This window comes from Mesorhizobium sp. G2-6-1 (assembly GCF_055809095.1).
The window spans coordinates 2,827,310-2,846,301 of the sequence record NZ_CM147896.1 but is presented as its reverse complement, the minus strand read 5'-3'; the positions used below and the strand labels follow the sequence as shown (position 1 = coordinate 2,846,301).

Sequence of the window (18,992 nt, the reverse complement as noted above, 5' to 3'; positions counted from 1 at the left end):
CTCGACAAAAACAATGTAGGCGTGCCGGGCAGCCAAAACGATGGTCAAGAATAATAGAGAAGAACCAACTCAGTATTCTTTCTCGTAAAAAATGCCGCCTTTTGCTTCGCCCGCATCAGTCGCTTCGCCACGCAGTTTGATGCCGCGCCCCACATTGAGGTCTATCCGCGCCTTGCCTGAACCCGGCTTCTCGCCCTTCTGGATGGTCACATAAGTACGGTCATTGAGGTATTTGCCGGCTGAAACGGCAGCATTGCCTTTATCATCGGTGGTAACGTCGAGATCATCGACGCCAATCGCATTGCGCAGATTTTGCAAAAGCGAAGTCGAGCCGCCGACACCGGCAAGCTGCGCTGCCGCCTCGGCAAGCTGCGCAATTTGTAGGGGAGAAAGATTGGACATGGAACGGCCGAAGATCAGACGCGCCAGAACCTCATCTTCGGGCAAAGCCGGAACCGATGAGAAGGCGAATTTCGGATTTGTCGCTTCTCCCGAAATGGTGATTGTCACCGTCGCATCCGATGCCGTCGATTGAGCCACCAGATTGATATAGGGCACGAGCGAGCCATTGAAGGTCAATGTACCTTCGGTAAAGTTCAGCCTCTTGGCAAGGATCGACAAGCGACCGCGCCGCAGGGTGAATCTACCCACCGCCTGCGGTGAAGAAACCGGTCCGGAAAGCTTGAGCCTGCCGCCCAATTCTGCATCCACCCCACGGCCCTGAACGAAGATTTCACTTGGCGCATTCACCGTCAGGTCCAGGCTGAGGCCGCTGACGCCACCTCCGCCCCCACTTGCCGGGCGCAACGCCTCATCCTGCTCCCGGACCGCCGCAGAGGCATTTTTATGGGTAACCCCAAGCGCCGACAACGAGCCGGGAAGTTTCTCAGGCACCGTAATAACGGTTCGCCCTAGATTGATTACACCTGAAATCACTGGTGCCGCCGTCAATTGGCCCGTCACCGCGAGATCACCGGAAAGATTGGCCGTAACGATCCTTCCGTCAGTATAGCGCCCATCGACAAGTTTGACCTTCAGATCGGCCGGAAACCCGGATGCGGGGTCTATGCCGATGGTGCCACCCACCGAAAGCTTGCCGCGCGTCGACAATGTTCCGGTAAGCCGGTTGATGGTTGCAACACCATTGCCTAGTGAAACCTCAAGGTCGATGTCGTTGATTGCCAGCCCTGATGCCGCCGCCACAAAGCGCGCGCCCGTAGAGCGCACGACGCCGCTGATGACAGGTGCCGTCGCCGCGCCTTGAACCTTCACTACAACACGAGCAGCCCCGGTTAGCGAAAGGCCTTGCGCCGCCATTTTCTGCGCCAGAAAGCCGAAGGGCACGTCACCGGAAAAATCAAGCGAAAGGTTCGGCACGCCCGCTGTCGTAACTGTGCCGCCACCTTTCATGCTGAGGCCCGAACCTTCCGTGATGGTGGCATCGAAAGTGAGTTTGTTGTTCGAAAATGTCCCGGCAGACGCCACATTCATTGTCCCGAAACCCGCATTTCGGGCCTGCGAAACCTGCGCACCATCCGCCTTTATGTCATAGTCTATCACGGGGTTTGCCGCAGCACCCGTCACCTTTACCGTACCGGAGACAGCGCCACCGGCATCAAGCCCCGGCGCGAAATTATTGACGACCGAGATCGGCACCCCCGAAAGAGAAACAGCTATATCGAGCGCATCAGCCACAGCCCCCGAAATCGTCGCCGTGCCGCCGCCAATAGCCAACACGACCTTCTCAAGTGCCGTCTTGCCGTCTGCTATAGTGATGAGCGACGGCTGGGCAATACTCGCCTTCACACCTCTGAAAGTCGCCTGCCCCGATGTCAGTTCAACCGTGGTCGTGCCATCCGCGACCTTCACCCTGCCGACCGCCTCGGCGGGAATATCCTTGACGGTGGCTCCCCCGGAAAATCCGGTCCATGCACCGTCGCGTGTCAGATCGATATCGATACCGCTGACAACGGTTGCACCGGATGTAACGGTTCTGGCCTTGACCGTTCCCGAAATCGCCGGGGCGTCCAGATAGTTGGCAATAAGCGCATCCACACTGACATCGGCCACCGAGAGATTGCCCCGCGAAATTTTGGCCGTTGTCGCCTTGACCGCAACTTGAGGCGCGCCATCCGTTTTGGAAAAGACGATGGTGCCGCGAACATCGCCTTCCGCCTGTTCAAGCGCAAGAGCAGCGAGCGGACCGATATCGGGAAGTTCAAACGACACCGTGCCTTCGGGCAGGAAGGCTTGGTCAAGCACGAGATCGCCGCCAATGCGATTCTGACCCAGTGAAACCTTTAATCCGTTGATGGAGCGCGTAGCGTTGTTCGTCTTCAACACCGCTTCGCCTTGCAGTTTCTGACCAGCAACCATCCCCGCCAGTGACATTTCCGCAGCCGGATTGGCCAAGTCGGCCTTGCCGCCCACGCTAAGCTTCAATCCGGTTATCTCACGGCTGGCAACGACCAGCTTGTCGCTTTCAACGCTCAGGGAAACGTCTGGAGCAAGAGGCTCACCCTTTGCAGTCATTGCGAATTCGATGGAACCGGTAGCGTCCTTGGCCAGTGTTGAAATATCTGAAAGCCCACCTTGCAAGTCTGCTTCGATCTGACCATCGATGAAACTGCCGCTACCTTGTGCCGACACCGGCCCCGACAAAAGGTCCAGCGCCTTCGCGGTGACATTGCCATTGGTATCACGGGCCAACGCCACGGAAAGCGTCGTGCGTTCGCCAAGTACAGGACGTGCGGCCACCGGAAGGGCGGCTGATGCAGCATCCGCCTTCACATTGAGTTCGATTGAACCATCAGCGAGCGAAACCTGCCCATCGAAGTTACCCTTGAGCGCATCACTGGTTATTAGCCCTCGATCAACAGTGATCGTATCTTCGGATAGCTGGCCATCCACCTGCGCAGTAATCTTGCCAGCGATCAGTGGCGCGATTGTCGGATTATCCAGCCCGATCTTGTCTGCGGTCACCGTTCCCGAAATCGGGCCGGTGCGACGCTCCACATCAAAAGCGTCGGAATGCAGAACCAGCGCGATATTGTCGACTTTCGTGACTTCCGTGGCGACCTTGGCCAAACGCGCCTGAATATCGATCGCTGGCGCACGGCCTTCACCGAAGGCGCGCAGCGAAGCCGAATGAAGTTCTATATCAATTGGACTTTCTTCGCTGCCAAGTGCCAGGGGAACAGTTGGCCCGGCGGACGCAAATTCCAGCGCGAAATCGCTGGCACCCTCGGGGTTGATGGTCCCCTTCGCCTCGCCTTTGACAGCATCGCTTGCAATCGTTGCGTGTTCGATGGAGATGCCGCCTGCTTCAGTCGCGGTTCCGGCAAGATCGAAAGTCAACTTGCCAGCCAGCAACGGCTTGAAACGTGGGGGTACGAACCGCGCAAAGTCGCCATCGCCTTTGGCCTCGATCCTGTTGCCCTTGTCGGTAAGCTGATGGCGTCCCGACAATTGCGCAATGACCTGCCCATCGACACTGAAGGCACCCTTGCCGCTCCAGTCAGCAAGCGGGCCGCTGCCCGACAACTCGATATTGACCGGCGGTCCATCGGGGAGTTTCAGGAGATTGGCGATAATACCACCCGCCGGCTCAGACGCTTTCACATCGACATCGAGCTTGTTTTCATCAGGCAAAAAGTGGATCGACGCATCGACAAAACCTTGCTTGCCGTCATTGCGCGCTGCACTGATGTCGGCTTCGATGGCCAGCGGAGAGCGATCGGCATGTACGGCACCCTTGGCCGACAGTTCCGCAATGCCTGCACCGGCGAGCGCCTCGCCAAGCGCAATTTCCGGCAATTCAATCTGTTTGATGTCAATGGAGACAGGCAGCGACGTGCCGCCACTGTTCACCGGTTCGGCTTTCGGGTCGGCTACCGGCAGTCGCGCCGCCTCGATACGCCCCACCGCTACGCGCTCGGCACGAAACGTTTTGGACAACAGTGCCAGCGGTGACCAGTCAACGGCGATTTCGCGCAAAACCAGCCAAGGGCCTTTGCCATCCTCTACTACCACATGGGCGACACTCAGATTACCGGACCAGATACCGTCGATACCGCTGATCGTCACCTTACGCTCCGGCGAGGAGGCCGCATCGGAAATAAGGCCAGCCAGATTGGACAGGCCACGATCTGTCGTGGTCAGAACGAAAATTGCGCCGATCGCAGTAGCCAGGGTGATGACCACCGCAATAAACAGCACACGCATGATGCGTCTAACTATTCTCATTGCGTCGCTATACGCTTTCTGTTTCGTCAGAATGCCTGACCAATACCGGCATAAATACCGAAGCTTGGGTCACCCGGCCCTCTATTGAGCGGCACGGCTGCGTCAACCCGAAGCGGTCCGAACGGCGTCAGATAACGCAGACCGACGCCTGCGCCCACCTTTAAGTCGGAAAAATCGGGAAACTGTTTGGTAGAGACAGTACCTGCATCGACAAACGGCACGACCCCGATCGTGTCGGTAATGGCTACGCGCATTTCCACCGATGTCTCGAAGTATGACAGGCCACCAATCGGGTCGCCGCCTGCATCCTTGGGACCAATACCCTGATAGGCGTAGCCGCGTACCGAGCCACCGCCACCGGCATAGAAGCGCCGGTCGGCCGGAACGTCCTGCAAACTGGCACCGATGATCGAACCGATGGCGGCGCGCTCGGCGAGAACGAATTTGCCACTTTCGGAAAGTGCCTGATAGGCCGACCCCTCACCCTTCAATTTGACGAAGGTCGTCCCGTTCAAAATATCATAGCTGGGCTCCACATAGGCCAGTAATCTGTAGCCTTTGGTGGGATTTAGCCGATTATCGCGATTGTCGAAGACATATTGAAGCGGAATTGAAGCAATGAGATAGTCATTCACGCCAAAACTATCGGTAATCTTGGAATAATCGAGTGACAATTCGCCCGATACCGTCTGCTTCTTGGTGAGTTCATAAGACAGCCCCGCCCCGCCCTTGACCGAAAAACGGTCATAAGCATCGGGGTGCTCGTAGACGGTCTTGAGGTTGGCGAAAAATTTCGAAGCCGGACCAACCACACCGGGTTTTTCGAACATGACCCCTGCATTGTAGTTCAACTTGGTGAGGTCGTTCGAACCTATGCCGCTGATCGAACCGTCGACACGCAACTTCTCGGCGCGGCCAAAAAGGTTGCGATGCCCCCAATAACCTTCCAGCCCAAGACCCTCGGTGTTCGATACCGTACCGCCAATGCCGAAATAGCGGGTCTTGCGCTCACTGACCTCGACACCAATGGGAACATTGCCATCCGCATCGAGTTGATCGCCCTCTTTCAGCGTCACGCTGTTGAACACCTCAAGACCGAGCAACCGGTCGCGCGCCTCATCGATTTCTTCGGGCGAATATTGGCGACCGCGTTTCAACCCGGTCATATATTCAGTGAATTCACGATCCACCTTTTCCGTACCTTCAACGGTCGTGTCGCCATACCCGGCAACAGGCCCCGCCGCCACGGTCAAGGTCACATCAAGCGTCCTCGTCTTGTGATCGGCAACGATCTCTCTGTCGGTGACAGCCGCAAGAGGCCGACCTTCCTCCTTCAAAGCGCGAACGATCAAACCCTCGGCCTTCAGAATCGTTCCCGACCCGGCCTCACCGCCGGTAATCAACCCGAAATCGGCGCTTGCAAGATCTGCTGCATCGCCCGCCAGACGGATATTGCCGAGCGTGAATTCCGGTCCCGGCTCGATATCGACAACAACTGGCACAGGCTGCGGCCCAGTGAATTCAGCATCGGGAGCCAGATCGTCTATCGATCTGCCAGCGATCTTGATTGTTACAATACCCTCATACCGGGCATTGGCATAAAGTGCTGCAACCAATTGCTCGCGTTCACCGCGCGCTTTGGTGAGAAGGCCCAGAGACCCTGACACAGGGCGCTCTTCATCGCTCTTGAGCGCAGAAGCCGCTTCCAGTTTCTTCTTCAGATCATCGTCAGCGCCGGGCGCATTGATGACAACGGAATAGCGCAGCGGATCGACAATATCGACATCCTCTTCGCTCGAAGAACCCCACAATTTCAGGCCAAAAAGCTCAAAAGCCTGTGCCGGCATATGCGTGAAAACGAGCACCGAATATCCGAGAAACACCAAAAGCAGGGCACGCCATAGGGTGCGCCCTGTTGATGACCATCCTGCATTGTGCCCGATACTCTGCCGCATCACGGCAACTTAACGCACAAAGTTAAAATTCGACTGAACTCCTGAAACCCTCGTAAAGACACCACAATGCACTTGTCTGAATTGATCGGTGTGAAACACGCATCCGTCGCAACGTCGTCAGGACATGCGACCTCGGTTCCAATTATGCATAGCCTTGATGAACCGGAAATGAAACAGTTTGCTGCGCCTCGTTTATTTTACCTTCAGACAGACGAGTATACTCAATCCCTGAAATCGCCTGAGGTTCCATGCCCCGAAGGACAAGGATAACCAGTAGCGCCAAATTCAACGGCGCGAATAAACCCCTTCCTTGGTAAGCTGCATATTGGTCAAGGTGCGCTCGGCATGGACCAGCCGCCAGTCCAGCATCTTCTGGGCATAATGCAACACAGTCGAAGCCATCTCCGGCGCGCCGGCCAGATTGCGCATTTCATGCGGGTCTTCCACCAGATCAAACAGGAGTGGTGGTAGCGCTGCAAAATGCACATATTTGTAGCGATCATCGCGGATCACCGCGTAGCTGCATTCATCCGAACTCAAACCAAGTGCAGTCTCAGCCGTCTGCGCCTTCACCGAGCGGAAATCGTGCTCGAAAAACACATGCTTGCGCCAATTGTCCGGGATATTGCCATGCACGAACGCAAGAAGTGAGCGCCCATCGCAACTGCGTGGAATGTCGAGGTCCAGCCAATCGAGAATGGTCGGCATGACATCGACAGCCTCGCTGAAAACATCGACCTGGTTGCCGCGCGCAGCGTCGGCTTCGGGTCGCGGATCGCGGATCACCAGCGGCAAATGGAACGCCTTATCGAAATAGATTTCCTTTCCCCATGCGTGGTGCTCACCAAGCATTTCAGCATGGTCGCTGGTCACGATGATCAATGTGCGATCATATTCGCCCGTTGCTTTAAGGTGGTCGATGATGCGGCCCAGATGATGATCCACCTCTGAGATCAGGCCATAATAAGCCGCCCGCATCTGGCGGATTTCAAGGTCATCTGCCGAAACCGGATCGAACGGACTGTGCGCATCGTAAAGCCCCGGTTCACTCCGCCGATCAAGTTCGTAGCCCAGTAAAGGGTGCTGCCGTTTTTCCTGCGCCAGCGAAGGCGCACGCACCGGAAAATCGACATCCTTGGGATCGACAAGCGCGTTGTATGGTTCAGGTGCAATGAGCGGCGGATGCGGGCGATAGAACACGAAATGCGCAAACCACGGCTCAGCCTGCCTTTGCGACATCCACTCGACAAAGCGGTTCGTCAAAAATGCAGTCTCGCTATCTTCGGCTGGAAAAACGGTTGGAATGAAACGAAAGCCGCGATCATCAGGCTTGTCGAATGGCTGGCGTGGTCGGAAAGCATCGTCGCGACCGTTTGGCAAATTATAGCCTTTGGCCTCAAGATCGGCGATCCAGGCACTCATATCATCGGGCAGATGCAAACCCGTATCAAAACCCGGCAATACACCCTTGTCATAGCCGGTCAAGACGGGGTCGGCAGGATCGCGCCCGCGCGGGTCCATGCTCGTATCCGTATAACCAAACAGCGTCGGTTCGTAACCGGCCTTGCGCGCTTCCAGCGCAACATTGGTATGGCGCGCATCGAGCGGCGTACCGTTGCGGCCGGAGCGGTGATTCATCAGGTATAGCCCGGTCAACAGGCTGGCTCGGGAGGGGCCGCAAGGCGTACACTGGCCAAAATGCTTGCGAAACAGCACACCGTCTGCAGCAAGCGCGTCGAGATTGGGGGTGCGGACATTGGGATGCCCAAGCAAGGAAATGCAATCCGCCCGCCATTGATCAGCACAGATAAACAAGACATTGGGTCGCTGTATCAATGGCTTACGCCCTTCACCGGAATCAAACTCTCGGTCAGACCTGTTGCAATCCTTGCCATACGCCGATTTCCGAATTCAAGGACCACGCTCAATAGTTTCGTCCGTATTGGCAAGCAGCTTGCGCACGGCTCGCCGTGCAGCTTCCGGCTGTTGCAGCCTTATATTTCTGGCAATGGTTTCATGCAGTTTTTGCGCGACATCCAGATCATCACCCTCACGCGTCACATAGAGGAAGAGATGGGTGAAGGCCGATTCGATCAACACGCCAAGCGGAACCAGAAGATCGTTACCTGATGCCCGAAGAATCGCCAGGTGAAAGCGCGTATCCGCCTGCGTTCGCTCTTCGAGCGTCGTGGCCCTCCCCATCGCGGTGCAGGCGTCGCTGATTTCCACCATCTGTTCATCGCTGCGGCGCATCGCTGCCAGAGCCGTCGCTTCCGGCTCGATGATGTGGCGAAATTCCTGCACTGATTTCAAAAACGCCTCGCGATCAGGCGATGTCGCATACCAGGCAAGCACGTCACGATCGAGCAGGTTCCACCGTTCCTTGGGTTCAACACGGCTTCCGATTTTCGGACGCGAGGCAAGCAGGCTCTTGGCCATCAGCATCTTGATCGCCTCACGCACTGCTGAACGACTGACATTGAAGGCTTCCGCCCATTGCGCTTCATTTGGAAGGATGGAGCCCGGTGCGTAATCGCCGCGTACAATCCGCAGGCCGATCTCGTTGGCAAGCGATGCATGCACGCTCGATCCCGTACCAGGACCCGCCTCTCCTATCCGCGATAAGTGCGGTTTCGGCATTTTCTTGCCCATACTGCCCTCGCCGTTTCGGCCACCATCAATGCGACCCCAGCATGGAATTGCCACCGAAAACGCCGAGGATCAATTGCTCAATAGCCTGCCAACAACACACAGGCCAATGAAATGGGCATGCTTGAAGACGTAAACCGGCCACGAAGCAGCCTCAAACGCACCGATCAAGACATGAATTACAACGCCTGGAGCGCCGCAAAATCGCAGCCACGTTCTGACTGATTTTTTCAGCTTCCGAAATGACCGATGAACTGGCGAAAGGACGGCGATGCAGCGTCTCCGAACATATCATCTGGCGCACCCGAACTCTCGATAAGCCCCTCGCGCATATAGACAACCCGGTTTGAAACATTGCGGGCAAAGCTCATTTCGTGGGTGACGACAAGCATCGTCATGCCCTCCTCGGCCAGCGCCCGCATGACGCGCAACACTTCACCGACAAGTTCCGGGTCAAGTGCCGAGGTTGGCTCATCGAACAGCAGGACTTTCGGCTTCATCGCCAGCGCCCGTGCAATGGCTGCGCGTTGCTGCTGGCCACCTGAAAGATGTGCTGGATAGACATGGCGTTTTTCGGCAATGCCAACCTTTTCGAGGATCGCTTCGGCTTCAGCGATGCACTCCGCTCGCGGGCGCTTCAAAACATGCACCGGACCTTCGATGATGTTTTGCAGGATGGTCATGTGGGACCAAAGATTGAACGACTGGAACACCATGCCCAGTTCAGAACGGATATGATCCACCTGTTTTTGGCTGGCCGGGCGGTTCTTGCCGCTGCTGCGGGCCATGCGAATTTGCTCGCCATCGACCCAGATATCCCCATCGTCGGCGATTTCGAGCAGATTGATGCAGCGCAAAAAGGTGGATTTTCCCGAACCACTCGCACCAAGAACCGAAATGACATCACCATCCTGCGCATCCAGCGATATCCCACGAAGAACCTCGTGAGCGCCGAAACTCTTGCGAATGTTACGAACCGAAAGGCGGGATGTATCGGTCATGGTCGCTCCGGGCGTTCCGTCACGCCTTTGCCGTCTCTGGGGCAGCGCGCTGATGGCGGGAAAGGGAATATTCCAGCAAAGCCATAGCCTGCAGGACGATGAAATTGAGAACGAGATAGATCAATGCCGCACACAGGAACACTTCCATCGTGCGGTAGGTGTGGGAAATCAGGCGTTGCGCCACGCCTGTTACCTCCCAAACGGTAACAAGGCTTGCAAGCGATGTTGATTTCATCATCAAAACCACCTCCGTAGAATAGGCCGGAAGTGCGTAGCGCAGCGCGACGGGAGCAAGAATACGGCGAACCAGAAGGAATCCCGACATTCCGATGGCGCGCGCCGCCTCGATCTCGCGCGGCGGCACGGAGCGAATTCCGCCTCGGAATATCTCTGCCGAATAGCCGGCCGTGCACAGCGCAAGCGACAACACCGCACACACGAACGGCTCGCGCAGAAACGGCCACAACGGGCCATTTCGAATGGCCGAAAACTGCGCGAGGCCATAGAAAATCAGGAACATCTGAATGAGCAGCGGCGAACCGCGAAAGACGAAAATATACGCATTGGCAAAAGCCGACAGATAACGATTGCCGCCAACCCGCATCCATACAACGATAAGCGCAAGCAGGCAGCCAGTGACAACCGACAACGAAAAAAGCGCAAGTGTCATTGGCAGCGCCTTGAGCAGCGTTACCATGGTCTCGGAAAGAAAAGCGAAATCCATCGTCGTGCCCCTCAAACCTGCCCCATGGCCGAGGGCATGCTGCGATTGGCATGCCTTTCAACCCGCTTGAACACCTGATCCGAAAGGCTGGTCAGCAAGAGATAAAGAGACCCGCCAACAATGAAGAAGAGGAAATATTGCCGCGTCGAACCCGCCGCCACCTGGCTCGTGCGCATCAGTTCGGCAAGTCCGGTCACTGAAATCAGTGCAGAATCCTTGAGGCTTAACTGCCAGACATTGCTGATGCCGGGAATCGCGTAGCGCAACACTTGCGGCATGATGATACGACGCAACCGCATGGCGCGGTTCATGCCAATGGCCAGACCCGCCTCTATCTCACCTTTTGAGACCGCAAGAAAAGCGCCGCGGAAAACCTCTGCTTGATAAGACCCAGATATGATGCCGACGGCGAGCGCCCCAGCCGCAAATGAGGGAAGCCCGAGAAACCCCTCATAGCCCAGCGCCTGGCCGATAGCCGTCATTGCCGATGAACCGCCGAAATAGATCAGATAGATGATGAGGAGTTCCGGCACGCCACGAAACACTGTCGTATAGGCGTTGCCAAGTACGACCAGCACAACGTTTCCAGACAATTTGGCGGCAGCAACCACGCCGCCCAGCACCGCGCCAATCGCCAAGGCTACCGCCGTGACACAAAGCGTTATGAGTGTCGCAACGAGAAGCAGTGCTCCCCATCCATTAGAACCAAAGCCAAGAAGTTCCAGCGTCGCCATTCAAAAAACTTTCCGCCTCGTACGGGAATTCAGTTTGCGCGTCATTTCAAGTGAGATTTGCATCGAATTTCGCGCTGGGCGCTACACGAGAGCAGTGGATGCGAGAACGCCGAATGGTTCAAAATATCCAATATTTGCAATACGATAAACTGCGGAATTGATTCTGCATCTCAACGCGCCAAACAACCTGTCCTGTAGTTGTCACCTGCCAAAATCTGCGGCTCGACACCGGATACGCGACGGTGCCGACGGCGCTTCCATTTTCCGATGGAAGCGCCGAAACAATCCTTATTGAGGCGAAACGTCGGTCTTGAACCACTTCATCGACAGCGTCTTGACTGTGCCATCGGCCAGAGCGGATTTGATGGCACCGCTGAACATGTCGCGCAGGTCGGTATCGGCCTTGCGAACGCCGAGGCCTTCACCCGCACCCCAGATGGGTCCGACAATTTGCGGGCCGGTAAAGACCAGAGCACCGTCGGCCGCCTCAAATGCGCTTTCAAAATAAACGCTGTCGTCAAAGCCCAGATCTATGCGTCCATTCTGCAGGTCAATATCGCGCTCGGCTCCGGTCTTGTATTCGCGGATGGTGGCGATATCGCCGAAATTGTCATACACGAATTTCGCATAGACCGTAGAGGCTTGAATGCCGATGGTTTTTCCCTTGAAGGCTTCTTTCAGCGCATCAATGTCTTTGACGCCCGTCTGGCCAACATCCATCTTGACGCTCATTCCCGTGCCGGCCGCGTCAGCCAAAGGGCTGTCCTTCGCCGTCGCAAAAGCGGCAGGCGTTGCTGCGTAAGGTATCGTGAAGTCAATTGCCTTCTTGCGTTCTTCCGTGATTGAGAGTGCATCCATGATCATATCGAACTTGCCCGCGTTGAGCGCGGGGATCATGCCATCCCAGTCGGACGCGACCAGTTTACACTCGACTTTCGCCCGTTCGCAAAGCACTTTTGCAAGCTCAGGTTCGAAACCGCCGAGCGTTCCGTCTGCATTGGTCATGTTCCAGGGCGCATAAGCGCCTTCCAGTGTGATCGTCACTGTTTTCCAGTCCTTGGCCGCAGCCGGTGCTGCAATACTCGAAATGGCCAAAGCACTAGCCAGAACATAGGTATGAAATTTCATCGAAGTCTCCTCTGCGTTGTGAAGGGCCTTTGGCCGCAATGCACCGATCTTTCCGCCAGCTTACCCGCATTCGGTCGATTTCGACGATCGCAATATCGGGAGGTTGTATAGGGTAGCATATTGCGTATTCTGCATCACGCAAGAGGCATATAGTAATTTTTGCAGCACCATCTGCGCACGAGGAGACAGCCATGAAACGCCCGGGCGAGATGAAACGCGAATTGGCCGACAGCGACACGACGCCACTCTATGCCAGCGTAAAGCAAATGATCGTCGATCGTATTCGACGCGGAGAATGGCAACCAAAGCACAGGGTTCCATCCGAGAACGAACTGGTCGCCGAACTTGGGGTCAGCAAGATGACCGCCAACCGTGCGCTACGCGAACTGGCGAGCGAAGGCGAATTGATCCGCATCCGTGGCGTCGGCTCGTTTGTTGCCGAACACAAAGGCTATTCCACCCTCTCCGAAGTCCGCAACATTGCCGACGAAATCACCGAGCGCGGCCACGATCACCTTGCCACAGTGGTTGTTTTGGCCGAAATCTCTGCGTCTCCCGAAGTTGCCGACGCACTTGAACTCGAAATTGGCGCAACCGTTTTTCACTCCTTGATCGTCCATTCGGAGAACGACGTTCCCGTTCAGATCGAAGACCGTTTCGTCAATCCGGCCGCAGCACCCGCCTACCTCGAACAGGATTTCTCGGTGATGACCCCCAACGCCTATTTGGGCATTACAGCGCCGATGGATGGTTCCGAACAGGTCGTCGAAGCCGCCATGCCCAAAACCTGGGAGTGCAAATTGCTGACAATGTTGCGCACCGAACCGTGCCTGACCATCCGCCGGCGCACATGGTCGGCGAGGCAAATCGTTTCACTTGCCCGTCTTGTCTATCCCGGCCACCGCTACCGATTGCAAGCGCGCCACGGCACGGCATTCGAGCCATGATCGCAGTCGCATTGTATATGGAACTGCCTATCGAGCCGTATTCAAAATGCGAACATGCAAGACGCTGATTGCACCCTGTCTTGCAGGAGGCAATAGCCAGTCCCCGCGCAGGTGCAATCGTTGGAAAAGGGCACAGAGATTTTCCCTTGGGGCGGGTCTAAGGCGTGTGCAATTCCAGCATCCGCCGCGCACTCTCTTCATCGGTGATGAATACAGTGGGGTTGATGAGATGCATGGCGCCGAGCAAGGCTTCAACCTTCTCTCCACCACCTGACGTCAAGATACGCATCGGTGCTTTTCGCAGCCGATCGACCTCAGCCGACATGACAAGATCATTGACAGGATGATCGACAAGATCGCCCTTGCGGTTGAAAAAATGGAACAGGAGATCGCCAACCGCACCGCGCTCAACCAAGGCTTCGCGTTCAGCTTCCTTGAGGAAGCCACCACGATAAAATGTCGTCGCCGATGCGATGCCGCCGATGCTGACAAGAACCGCATCGAGCGCATCCGCCATGTGAAAAATTTCCTGCAAACCGCACCGCTCGACCAAGGCGATCTTGGTTTCGATACTGTCGACAACGGCAGGCGTGGGAATCAGATAACCGTCGCCTTGAAATACCTGTGCAAAGCGCCATGCGAACTCGGCTGGGTTGAAACGGCGCGCGACACCAACGCCGCCGAGCAGCGAAATGACCTTGAAATCGGTAAGCGTTTTGGAATTGATGAAGGGCAGACAGCTAAACAGTGTTTGCCCCCAGCCGACGCCAACGCGCATACCGGACTTCATGGTTTCCGACAAGAAACTCCCCGTTTTAGCAGCAATCGCCGGAATGGGATCGGCACCGGGGCCAGATAGCGGAGCAACCAGCGCTTCATCAAGACCGAATGTCTTCTCCAGCGCGCGCTCCAACCTGACGATTTCAACCAGATCGCTTTCAATGGCAATCTTGACCTCGGCACGTGTGCGCGCGTCAGCCAGCATCCGCACCACGGTAACGCGCCCGACCCCAAGCACATCCGCGATTTCATTTTGAGTCATCTGCTCGATGAAATACATCCAGGCCGCGCAGATCCGCAGGCGGTCGCTTCTGCTCTCGCTCGCCATATGATTGGTTGCACCTGACTGATTTTTCACGCCCACTGTCGACCCAACGCTCCCCCGCGAATTTCTGGCCAATTCACGATTCTCCTTCAAGATTTCGCAGACATCTCATAATGTTTCAACGTCTCAGCGCAATATGGTCTATTGACCGCGCCAGCATGATGGACACAATCCGACTTTCGACGCTGCGCCTCACGGCGCATCACAGATGACAAACCCGAGGCAAAACGATGCTGCGAGAAATCTCCGAAGAGGTCCGCGTCAATCTGAAGGACAGACTGCGCGATGTTCGCCAGATTATCCGCAGCCACCGCCACGACGGAACCGCCAGCCTTTCGTTCACCGCAGAGAAAAACAAGACCGCTCCCTTTCCATTTCGCGAGATCGAAGGCCTCATGGGGCACGCGGTAAGCGCCTTCGATGATGCAATGACGGTTGCGGAAACTTTGATCCCGCATGAACGACACGACGACACCGGCATTGCCAAAGGCTTCGGAAGCTATTTTCCATCAGCACATAAACAATCTTACCTATCGGGCGAACGCCTGTTCCGACGCGACATGTACTATCTGGTCAAGGCCGCACTGGCCAAAAGTAAAGCCGATACGAGCCGTGTCTACGAAACCGGTTTTGCTGCTGTCCATGCTTCCATGCTGAAGCGACATGGTGAACGCCTGAAAGCCCTCGTTGCTGAAACCGTTGAGACCGAACGGCTCGCATTGGCCGCGCAATTGTGTGCGGGGTTGCTCATCGAGTTTATTGGCCAACGCCCCCTCAGGATCGAGACCTCCACGTCGACGCAGGCTGAACCGCTCGATGCCAACCACTCCTTGGAACTCTTGTGCTTTGCACCGATCGTCCTTGCCTGCGGCCTTGCCACTATCTGTTCCGAGGATGCGCCGGAAATCGATGTTTTCGAGATCGCGACCTTGGCCATCGAAGCCCGTCAGGAACGGATTCTGGCAGCCTGCCGCGGAGCCGATCCGATGGCCGAACTCACGCCGATATTCGCGATGTTGCTCTTTCATCTTCGCTGACCATCACGCTGTTTTCGCCGCCAGTTCGACTATTCGTTTCTTCGCCCGCAAAATCGATGCCGGGCTCATACTGAGCTCGGTCAAGCCCATGTCGACGAAGGCCGCAATGAGGTCTGGGCGCCCCGCAGCTTCGCCGCACATGCCAACCATGATACCAGCCTCAACGCCGGCTTTGGCTGTCATTGCAATCGCTGCCATCACCGCCGGATTGGTAACATCGTTGAGCTTGGCAACCGCCGGATTGAGGCGGTCTGCGGCCATCACATATTGAGTGAGATCGTTGGTGCCGATGGAAAAGAAGGCCACTTCCTTCGCCAGCATTGGCGCAATCAGAACCGCGGCAGGCGTCTCGATCATGATGCCTAGCGAGAAGGTTCCAAACGCCACCCCTTCGGCTTTCAATTCGTCGCAACATTCATCGATCAACAGGCGGGTTTGCCTGACTTCATCGATGTCCGAAATCATCGGCAGCATGACCTTCAGATTGCCATGAACGGCGGCCCGAAGCAGCGCGCGAAGCTGCTGCTTGAAAATATCCGGGCGCTCAAGACACATGCGAATACCCCGCCAACCGAGAAACGGGTTTTCTTCTTCAGGAAACTCGATGCCGGAAATAGGCTTGTCACCGCCAATATCGAGCGTGCGAACGATAACGGGATGAGGCGCAAACGCACTGGCCAGCGCACTGTAGGTCTCGGCCTGCATATCTTCCGATGGAAGATGCATATGGCGCATGAACAATAGCTCCGTGCGAAAAAGGCCAACTCCCATCGCACCTGCTTGCTGCGCTGCCTCAATCTCCTCAAGCGAACCGATATTGGCCGCAACTTCGATAAGTGTACCGTCAGCCAGAGCCGGAATAACATCCTTGAAAACACCGAGCGCATCACGCTCCGCGTCGGCCTCTTTCATCCGCTGGTCGAATGAAGCACGTGTCTCGGCATCGGGGTCGGCTACCACCATTCCACCAAAGCCGTCGATTGCGAGTTCTCTGGCATCGCGCAACTTCTCGATCTGCTCACCCAGCCCCAGAACTGCCGGAATACCGTGAGAGCGCGCTATTATGGCTATATGCGACGTGGCACCGCCATGACCGCATACAATTCCCCAATCCGTTTGAGGGTGCGCGCGCAAGATCCCACGCGCCGATATCATCGGCAATCAGCACCGCGCCTTGCGGAATGTCCTCTAGGCTGACATCGTCTTGCCCAAGCAAAGCGAGACAGATTTGCCGTCCCACAGCCTGCATGTCATCGGCGCGCGCATTCAAATAAGGATCATCGACCGCGCTGAATTCGGCCGCCAGTTTTTCACTGATTGCAATAGTCGACGAAACCGCATCGGCTCCGTCGCGGATCATGGTTTCGACCTCGCTGACCAGTGATTCATCACCGGCTATATCGCGTAGCGCTGCGACAATGCCCCGGTCGCCGCCGCCGAGTTTCTCATCAGCCAGAACTTTGTCCATGCGCGCGCGCACCACAGCAATGGCTGTCGAAAATCTTCCTATTTCAGCGTCGATCTCATGTGAATCAAGGCGGTGTGCCTGCCCTGCTATTTCCGGCGGGAAATGAGCGAAAGCAGGGCCAAGATGCACACCTTCACTCGCCGCAATGCCGGTAAGTGCCGACTTCACATCACAAACCGGCACTTTCTTGGTCTCACCCATTGAAACCGCAACAGTATCAGGCACTTCCTTGCCATTTTCGCCATCGCCCGGTTTTGCATCTCCATCCAGACCGGCCTGCGGATTTTCGAGATACCCGATCAGTGCTTCGAGCGCCTCGATGGCATCGGCTCCATTGGCCCGAACCGTAACCTCCTGGCCTTCCTTGACCCCGAGCAGCATGAGCTTGACCGAACTCTTGGCGCTAACCGCCTTCTCGCCCTTGATGATCTCGATCTCGGACTCGAAGCTTTTGGCGAGCTGGACGAACCGTGTGGCCGGACGGGCGTGCAATCCTTCGTGCACTCTGACAATTGTCGAGCGTTCCATGACAAATACTCAGGTTTCTACGCGGCCGCTCTTGCAGGAAGGCGGCAAATTGATCTCAGGCGGTGATTGTAATCACGGTCTCAGGCTTCAACACCGCAACGAGTTGGTCAAGCGCGACCGGCGATGCGCAAATCTCGCCCGGTCGTTCGGCATCTGATGCCCCGTTGAACGAAATGACAACATGGCCGATTTCACGCACTTTTGCCCAGGCAGTCTCACCGATAGCGGTGATTGTTGCCTCGACCGATCCAATGGCAATCGACGCACCAATAGCCGGTGCGCCAGCACTTGGTTCCTGCTCCGCCTTGTGCAGCACGGAAACTTCGGCAAGTTCAGGAGGCGAGCCATCCGCAAACAGGATGACGACGCCGCCTTCAGCGAGGTCCGCCACTTCGGGCCCAATTTCAGTAACCCGCGTTCTTAACAGAACAGTCATGTGGCGAACCTCTTGTTTTACTAAAGGACGAACAGGCTGAATACCCATGCGATCAGCACGGAAACCGGCCCCATGACCTGACGGCTGATGAGAACCGCCGGGACACCTATTTCAATAGTCTTGGGTTTGGCCTCGCCAAGTGCCAGACCAACCGGAACGAAGTCACAACCCACTTGCGTGTTGTAGGCAAACAGCGCCGGCAATGCCATTGCAGGTGCAATCGTGCCATTGGCTATCTGTGGGCCGATAATGGCCACGCCGATAACCTGCGCAATAACCGCGCCCGGCCCCAATATCGGAGACAGGAATGGCAGGCCGCAAATTGCCGATATAATCAGCAGACCAACGATATTATTGGCAAGCGGTCCCATCGGTTGCGCAAGAACGTCACCGATCCCGGTATAGAGGATCAAACCGATCAGCATGGTCACGAACGCCATGAATGGCAGCACGTTGCGAATGATCTGATCGATGGTGCGTCGACCGGCATTGAAGAATATGCCGACCACACGGCCCATGACGCGACCGATCGAGCTGATCATTCCAACAAGGCCGCCTTCGCTTGGCAAGGCTTGCGCCGCCGCCCCGGAAGATGAGCCGCCACTACCTGAAGCCATTGATGCGGCTCCCCTGCAGTCGTCACCGCTTCGGACCCGTCCGCCATAGTGACGTTGGCAGGTTTGACGCCTGAAACGTAGATGTCTTCCGTGATGAATTGGGCCAGAGGTCCAGATTGCCCGACCGGGGTGAGGTTGATGGTCGGAATGCGCTTGCGTGGATAAACCCCACAACGCGCGGTCCCCCCGCAATCAACAACGACCGCCGCCATTTCGCCTTCAACTGGCGGGGCCTTGAACCCGTCAACGGCTTCGGCGCCGGTCATTTCCGCAATCAATGCAGCAACAGGATGGATTCCGCCGCCTGTCACGGACACGATCTTGTTGCGCTGTTCGGTCGGCTCGATAACGAGTGGACCACCCCAGCCTTGCGAGCCTTTGGATATCTTTACGGCTTTATATGTCTTGATCATGATAT

Annotated in this window: 12 protein-coding genes and 2 pseudogenes; 2 read left to right on the top strand and 12 right to left on the bottom strand. The window is 56.4% G+C overall.

The window, feature by feature from the left end; translation table 11 throughout:
• Positions 1-69: 69 nt before the first annotated feature.
• The 8 genes from AC0L7S_RS13680 to AC0L7S_RS13645 all read right to left on the bottom strand — a co-directional run bounded on the left by AC0L7S_RS13680 (position 70) and on the right by AC0L7S_RS13645 (position 12,436).
• Positions 70-4,245 carry a translocation/assembly module TamB domain-containing protein gene (locus AC0L7S_RS13680; protein WP_473471561.1) on the bottom strand — a complete coding sequence of 1,392 codons (4,176 nt, stop codon included), beginning with the start codon at positions 4,243-4,245 and terminating at the stop codon, positions 70-72.
• 26 nt (positions 4,246-4,271) lie between these two features.
• A complete protein-coding gene (locus tag AC0L7S_RS13675) occupies positions 4,272-6,200 on the bottom strand; it encodes an autotransporter assembly complex protein TamA (RefSeq protein WP_473471560.1) in 1,929 nt (642 codons plus the stop codon).
• A gap of 285 nt (positions 6,201-6,485) precedes the next feature.
• Positions 6,486-8,015, bottom strand: a complete 1,530-nt coding sequence (locus AC0L7S_RS13670; protein WP_473474294.1) for an alkaline phosphatase family protein — start codon at positions 8,013-8,015, stop codon at positions 6,486-6,488.
• A 96-nt stretch (positions 8,016-8,111) separates the two neighbouring features.
• A complete protein-coding gene (locus AC0L7S_RS13665; protein WP_473471559.1) occupies positions 8,112-8,840 on the bottom strand; it encodes a FadR/GntR family transcriptional regulator in 729 nt (242 codons plus the stop codon).
• Positions 8,841-9,079: 239 nt separating this feature from the next.
• Entirely contained in the window at positions 9,080-9,850 is a 771-nt protein-coding gene (locus AC0L7S_RS13660) for an ABC transporter ATP-binding protein (RefSeq protein WP_473471558.1), read from the bottom strand.
• Between the two features lie 19 nt (positions 9,851-9,869).
• Positions 9,870-10,574, bottom strand: a complete 705-nt coding sequence (locus AC0L7S_RS13655; protein WP_473471557.1) for an ABC transporter permease — start codon at positions 10,572-10,574, stop codon at positions 9,870-9,872.
• A gap of 11 nt (positions 10,575-10,585) precedes the next feature.
• On the bottom strand, positions 10,586-11,308 hold the full coding sequence (locus tag AC0L7S_RS13650) for an ABC transporter permease (protein ID WP_473471556.1): 723 nt from the start codon (positions 11,306-11,308) through the stop codon (positions 10,586-10,588).
• A gap of 288 nt (positions 11,309-11,596) precedes the next feature.
• Complete coding sequence (locus tag AC0L7S_RS13645) at positions 11,597-12,436, bottom strand: transporter substrate-binding domain-containing protein (protein WP_473471555.1); 840 nt, start codon at positions 12,434-12,436, stop codon at positions 11,597-11,599.
• A 191-nt stretch (positions 12,437-12,627) separates the two neighbouring features.
• Here AC0L7S_RS13645 and hutC point away from each other — a divergent pair, with 191 nt between their 5' ends.
• Positions 12,628-13,383 carry a histidine utilization repressor gene (gene hutC / locus AC0L7S_RS13640; RefSeq protein ID WP_473471554.1) on the top strand — a complete coding sequence of 252 codons (756 nt, stop codon included), beginning with the start codon at positions 12,628-12,630 and terminating at the stop codon, positions 13,381-13,383.
• 157 nt (positions 13,384-13,540) lie between these two features.
• Here hutC and AC0L7S_RS13635 read toward each other — a convergent pair whose 3' ends face one another.
• On the bottom strand, positions 13,541-14,491 hold the full coding sequence (locus AC0L7S_RS13635) for a sugar-binding transcriptional regulator (RefSeq protein WP_473474292.1): 951 nt from the start codon (positions 14,489-14,491) through the stop codon (positions 13,541-13,543).
• A 227-nt stretch (positions 14,492-14,718) separates the two neighbouring features.
• Between AC0L7S_RS13635 and AC0L7S_RS13630 the strand changes: the two genes are divergently transcribed.
• Complete coding sequence (locus AC0L7S_RS13630; protein WP_473471553.1) at positions 14,719-15,525, top strand: hypothetical protein; 807 nt, start codon at positions 14,719-14,721, stop codon at positions 15,523-15,525.
• A gap of 3 nt (positions 15,526-15,528) precedes the next feature.
• On the opposite strand, the pseudogene ptsP reads toward AC0L7S_RS13630, so the two are convergent.
• From ptsP to srlE, 3 genes and pseudogenes are all read right to left on the bottom strand, one after another.
• Positions 15,529-17,521, bottom strand: a pseudogene (gene ptsP / locus AC0L7S_RS13625) (phosphoenolpyruvate--protein phosphotransferase).
• 55 nt (positions 17,522-17,576) lie between these two features.
• Positions 17,577-17,957 (bottom strand): PTS glucitol/sorbitol transporter subunit IIA, encoded by a 381-nt coding sequence (locus AC0L7S_RS13620; protein ID WP_473471552.1) that lies wholly within the window; start codon positions 17,955-17,957, stop codon positions 17,577-17,579.
• Between the two features lie 20 nt (positions 17,958-17,977).
• Positions 17,978-18,987: pseudogene (gene srlE / locus AC0L7S_RS13615) on the bottom strand (PTS glucitol/sorbitol transporter subunit IIB).
• Positions 18,988-18,992: the final 5 nt, after the last annotated feature.

What these genes read in the sequence shown, in the direction of transcription:
- AC0L7S_RS13680 (WP_473471561.1), bottom strand. Translation starts at nt 4,245, where the DNA reads ATGAGAATAGTTAGACGCATCATGCGTGTGCTGTTTATTGCGGTGGTC.
- AC0L7S_RS13675 (WP_473471560.1), bottom strand. Translation starts at nt 6,200, where the DNA reads ATGCGGCAGAGTATCGGGCACAATGCAGGATGGTCATCAACAGGGCGC.
- AC0L7S_RS13665 (WP_473471559.1), bottom strand. Translation starts at nt 8,840, where the DNA reads ATGCCGAAACCGCACTTATCGCGGATAGGAGAGGCGGGTCCTGGTACG.
- AC0L7S_RS13660 (WP_473471558.1), bottom strand. Translation starts at nt 9,850, where the DNA reads ATGACCGATACATCCCGCCTTTCGGTTCGTAACATTCGCAAGAGTTTC.
- AC0L7S_RS13655 (WP_473471557.1), bottom strand. Translation starts at nt 10,574, where the DNA reads ATGGATTTCGCTTTTCTTTCCGAGACCATGGTAACGCTGCTCAAGGCG.
- AC0L7S_RS13650 (WP_473471556.1), bottom strand. Translation starts at nt 11,308, where the DNA reads ATGGCGACGCTGGAACTTCTTGGCTTTGGTTCTAATGGATGGGGAGCA.
- AC0L7S_RS13645 (WP_473471555.1), bottom strand. Translation starts at nt 12,436, where the DNA reads ATGAAATTTCATACCTATGTTCTGGCTAGTGCTTTGGCCATTTCGAGT.
- hutC (WP_473471554.1), top strand. Translation starts at nt 12,628, where the DNA reads ATGAAACGCCCGGGCGAGATGAAACGCGAATTGGCCGACAGCGACACG.
- AC0L7S_RS13635 (WP_473474292.1), bottom strand. Translation starts at nt 14,491, where the DNA reads ATGGCGAGCGAGAGCAGAAGCGACCGCCTGCGGATCTGCGCGGCCTGG.
- AC0L7S_RS13630 (WP_473471553.1), top strand. Translation starts at nt 14,719, where the DNA reads ATGCTGCGAGAAATCTCCGAAGAGGTCCGCGTCAATCTGAAGGACAGA.
- AC0L7S_RS13620 (WP_473471552.1), bottom strand. Translation starts at nt 17,957, where the DNA reads ATGACTGTTCTGTTAAGAACGCGGGTTACTGAAATTGGGCCCGAAGTG.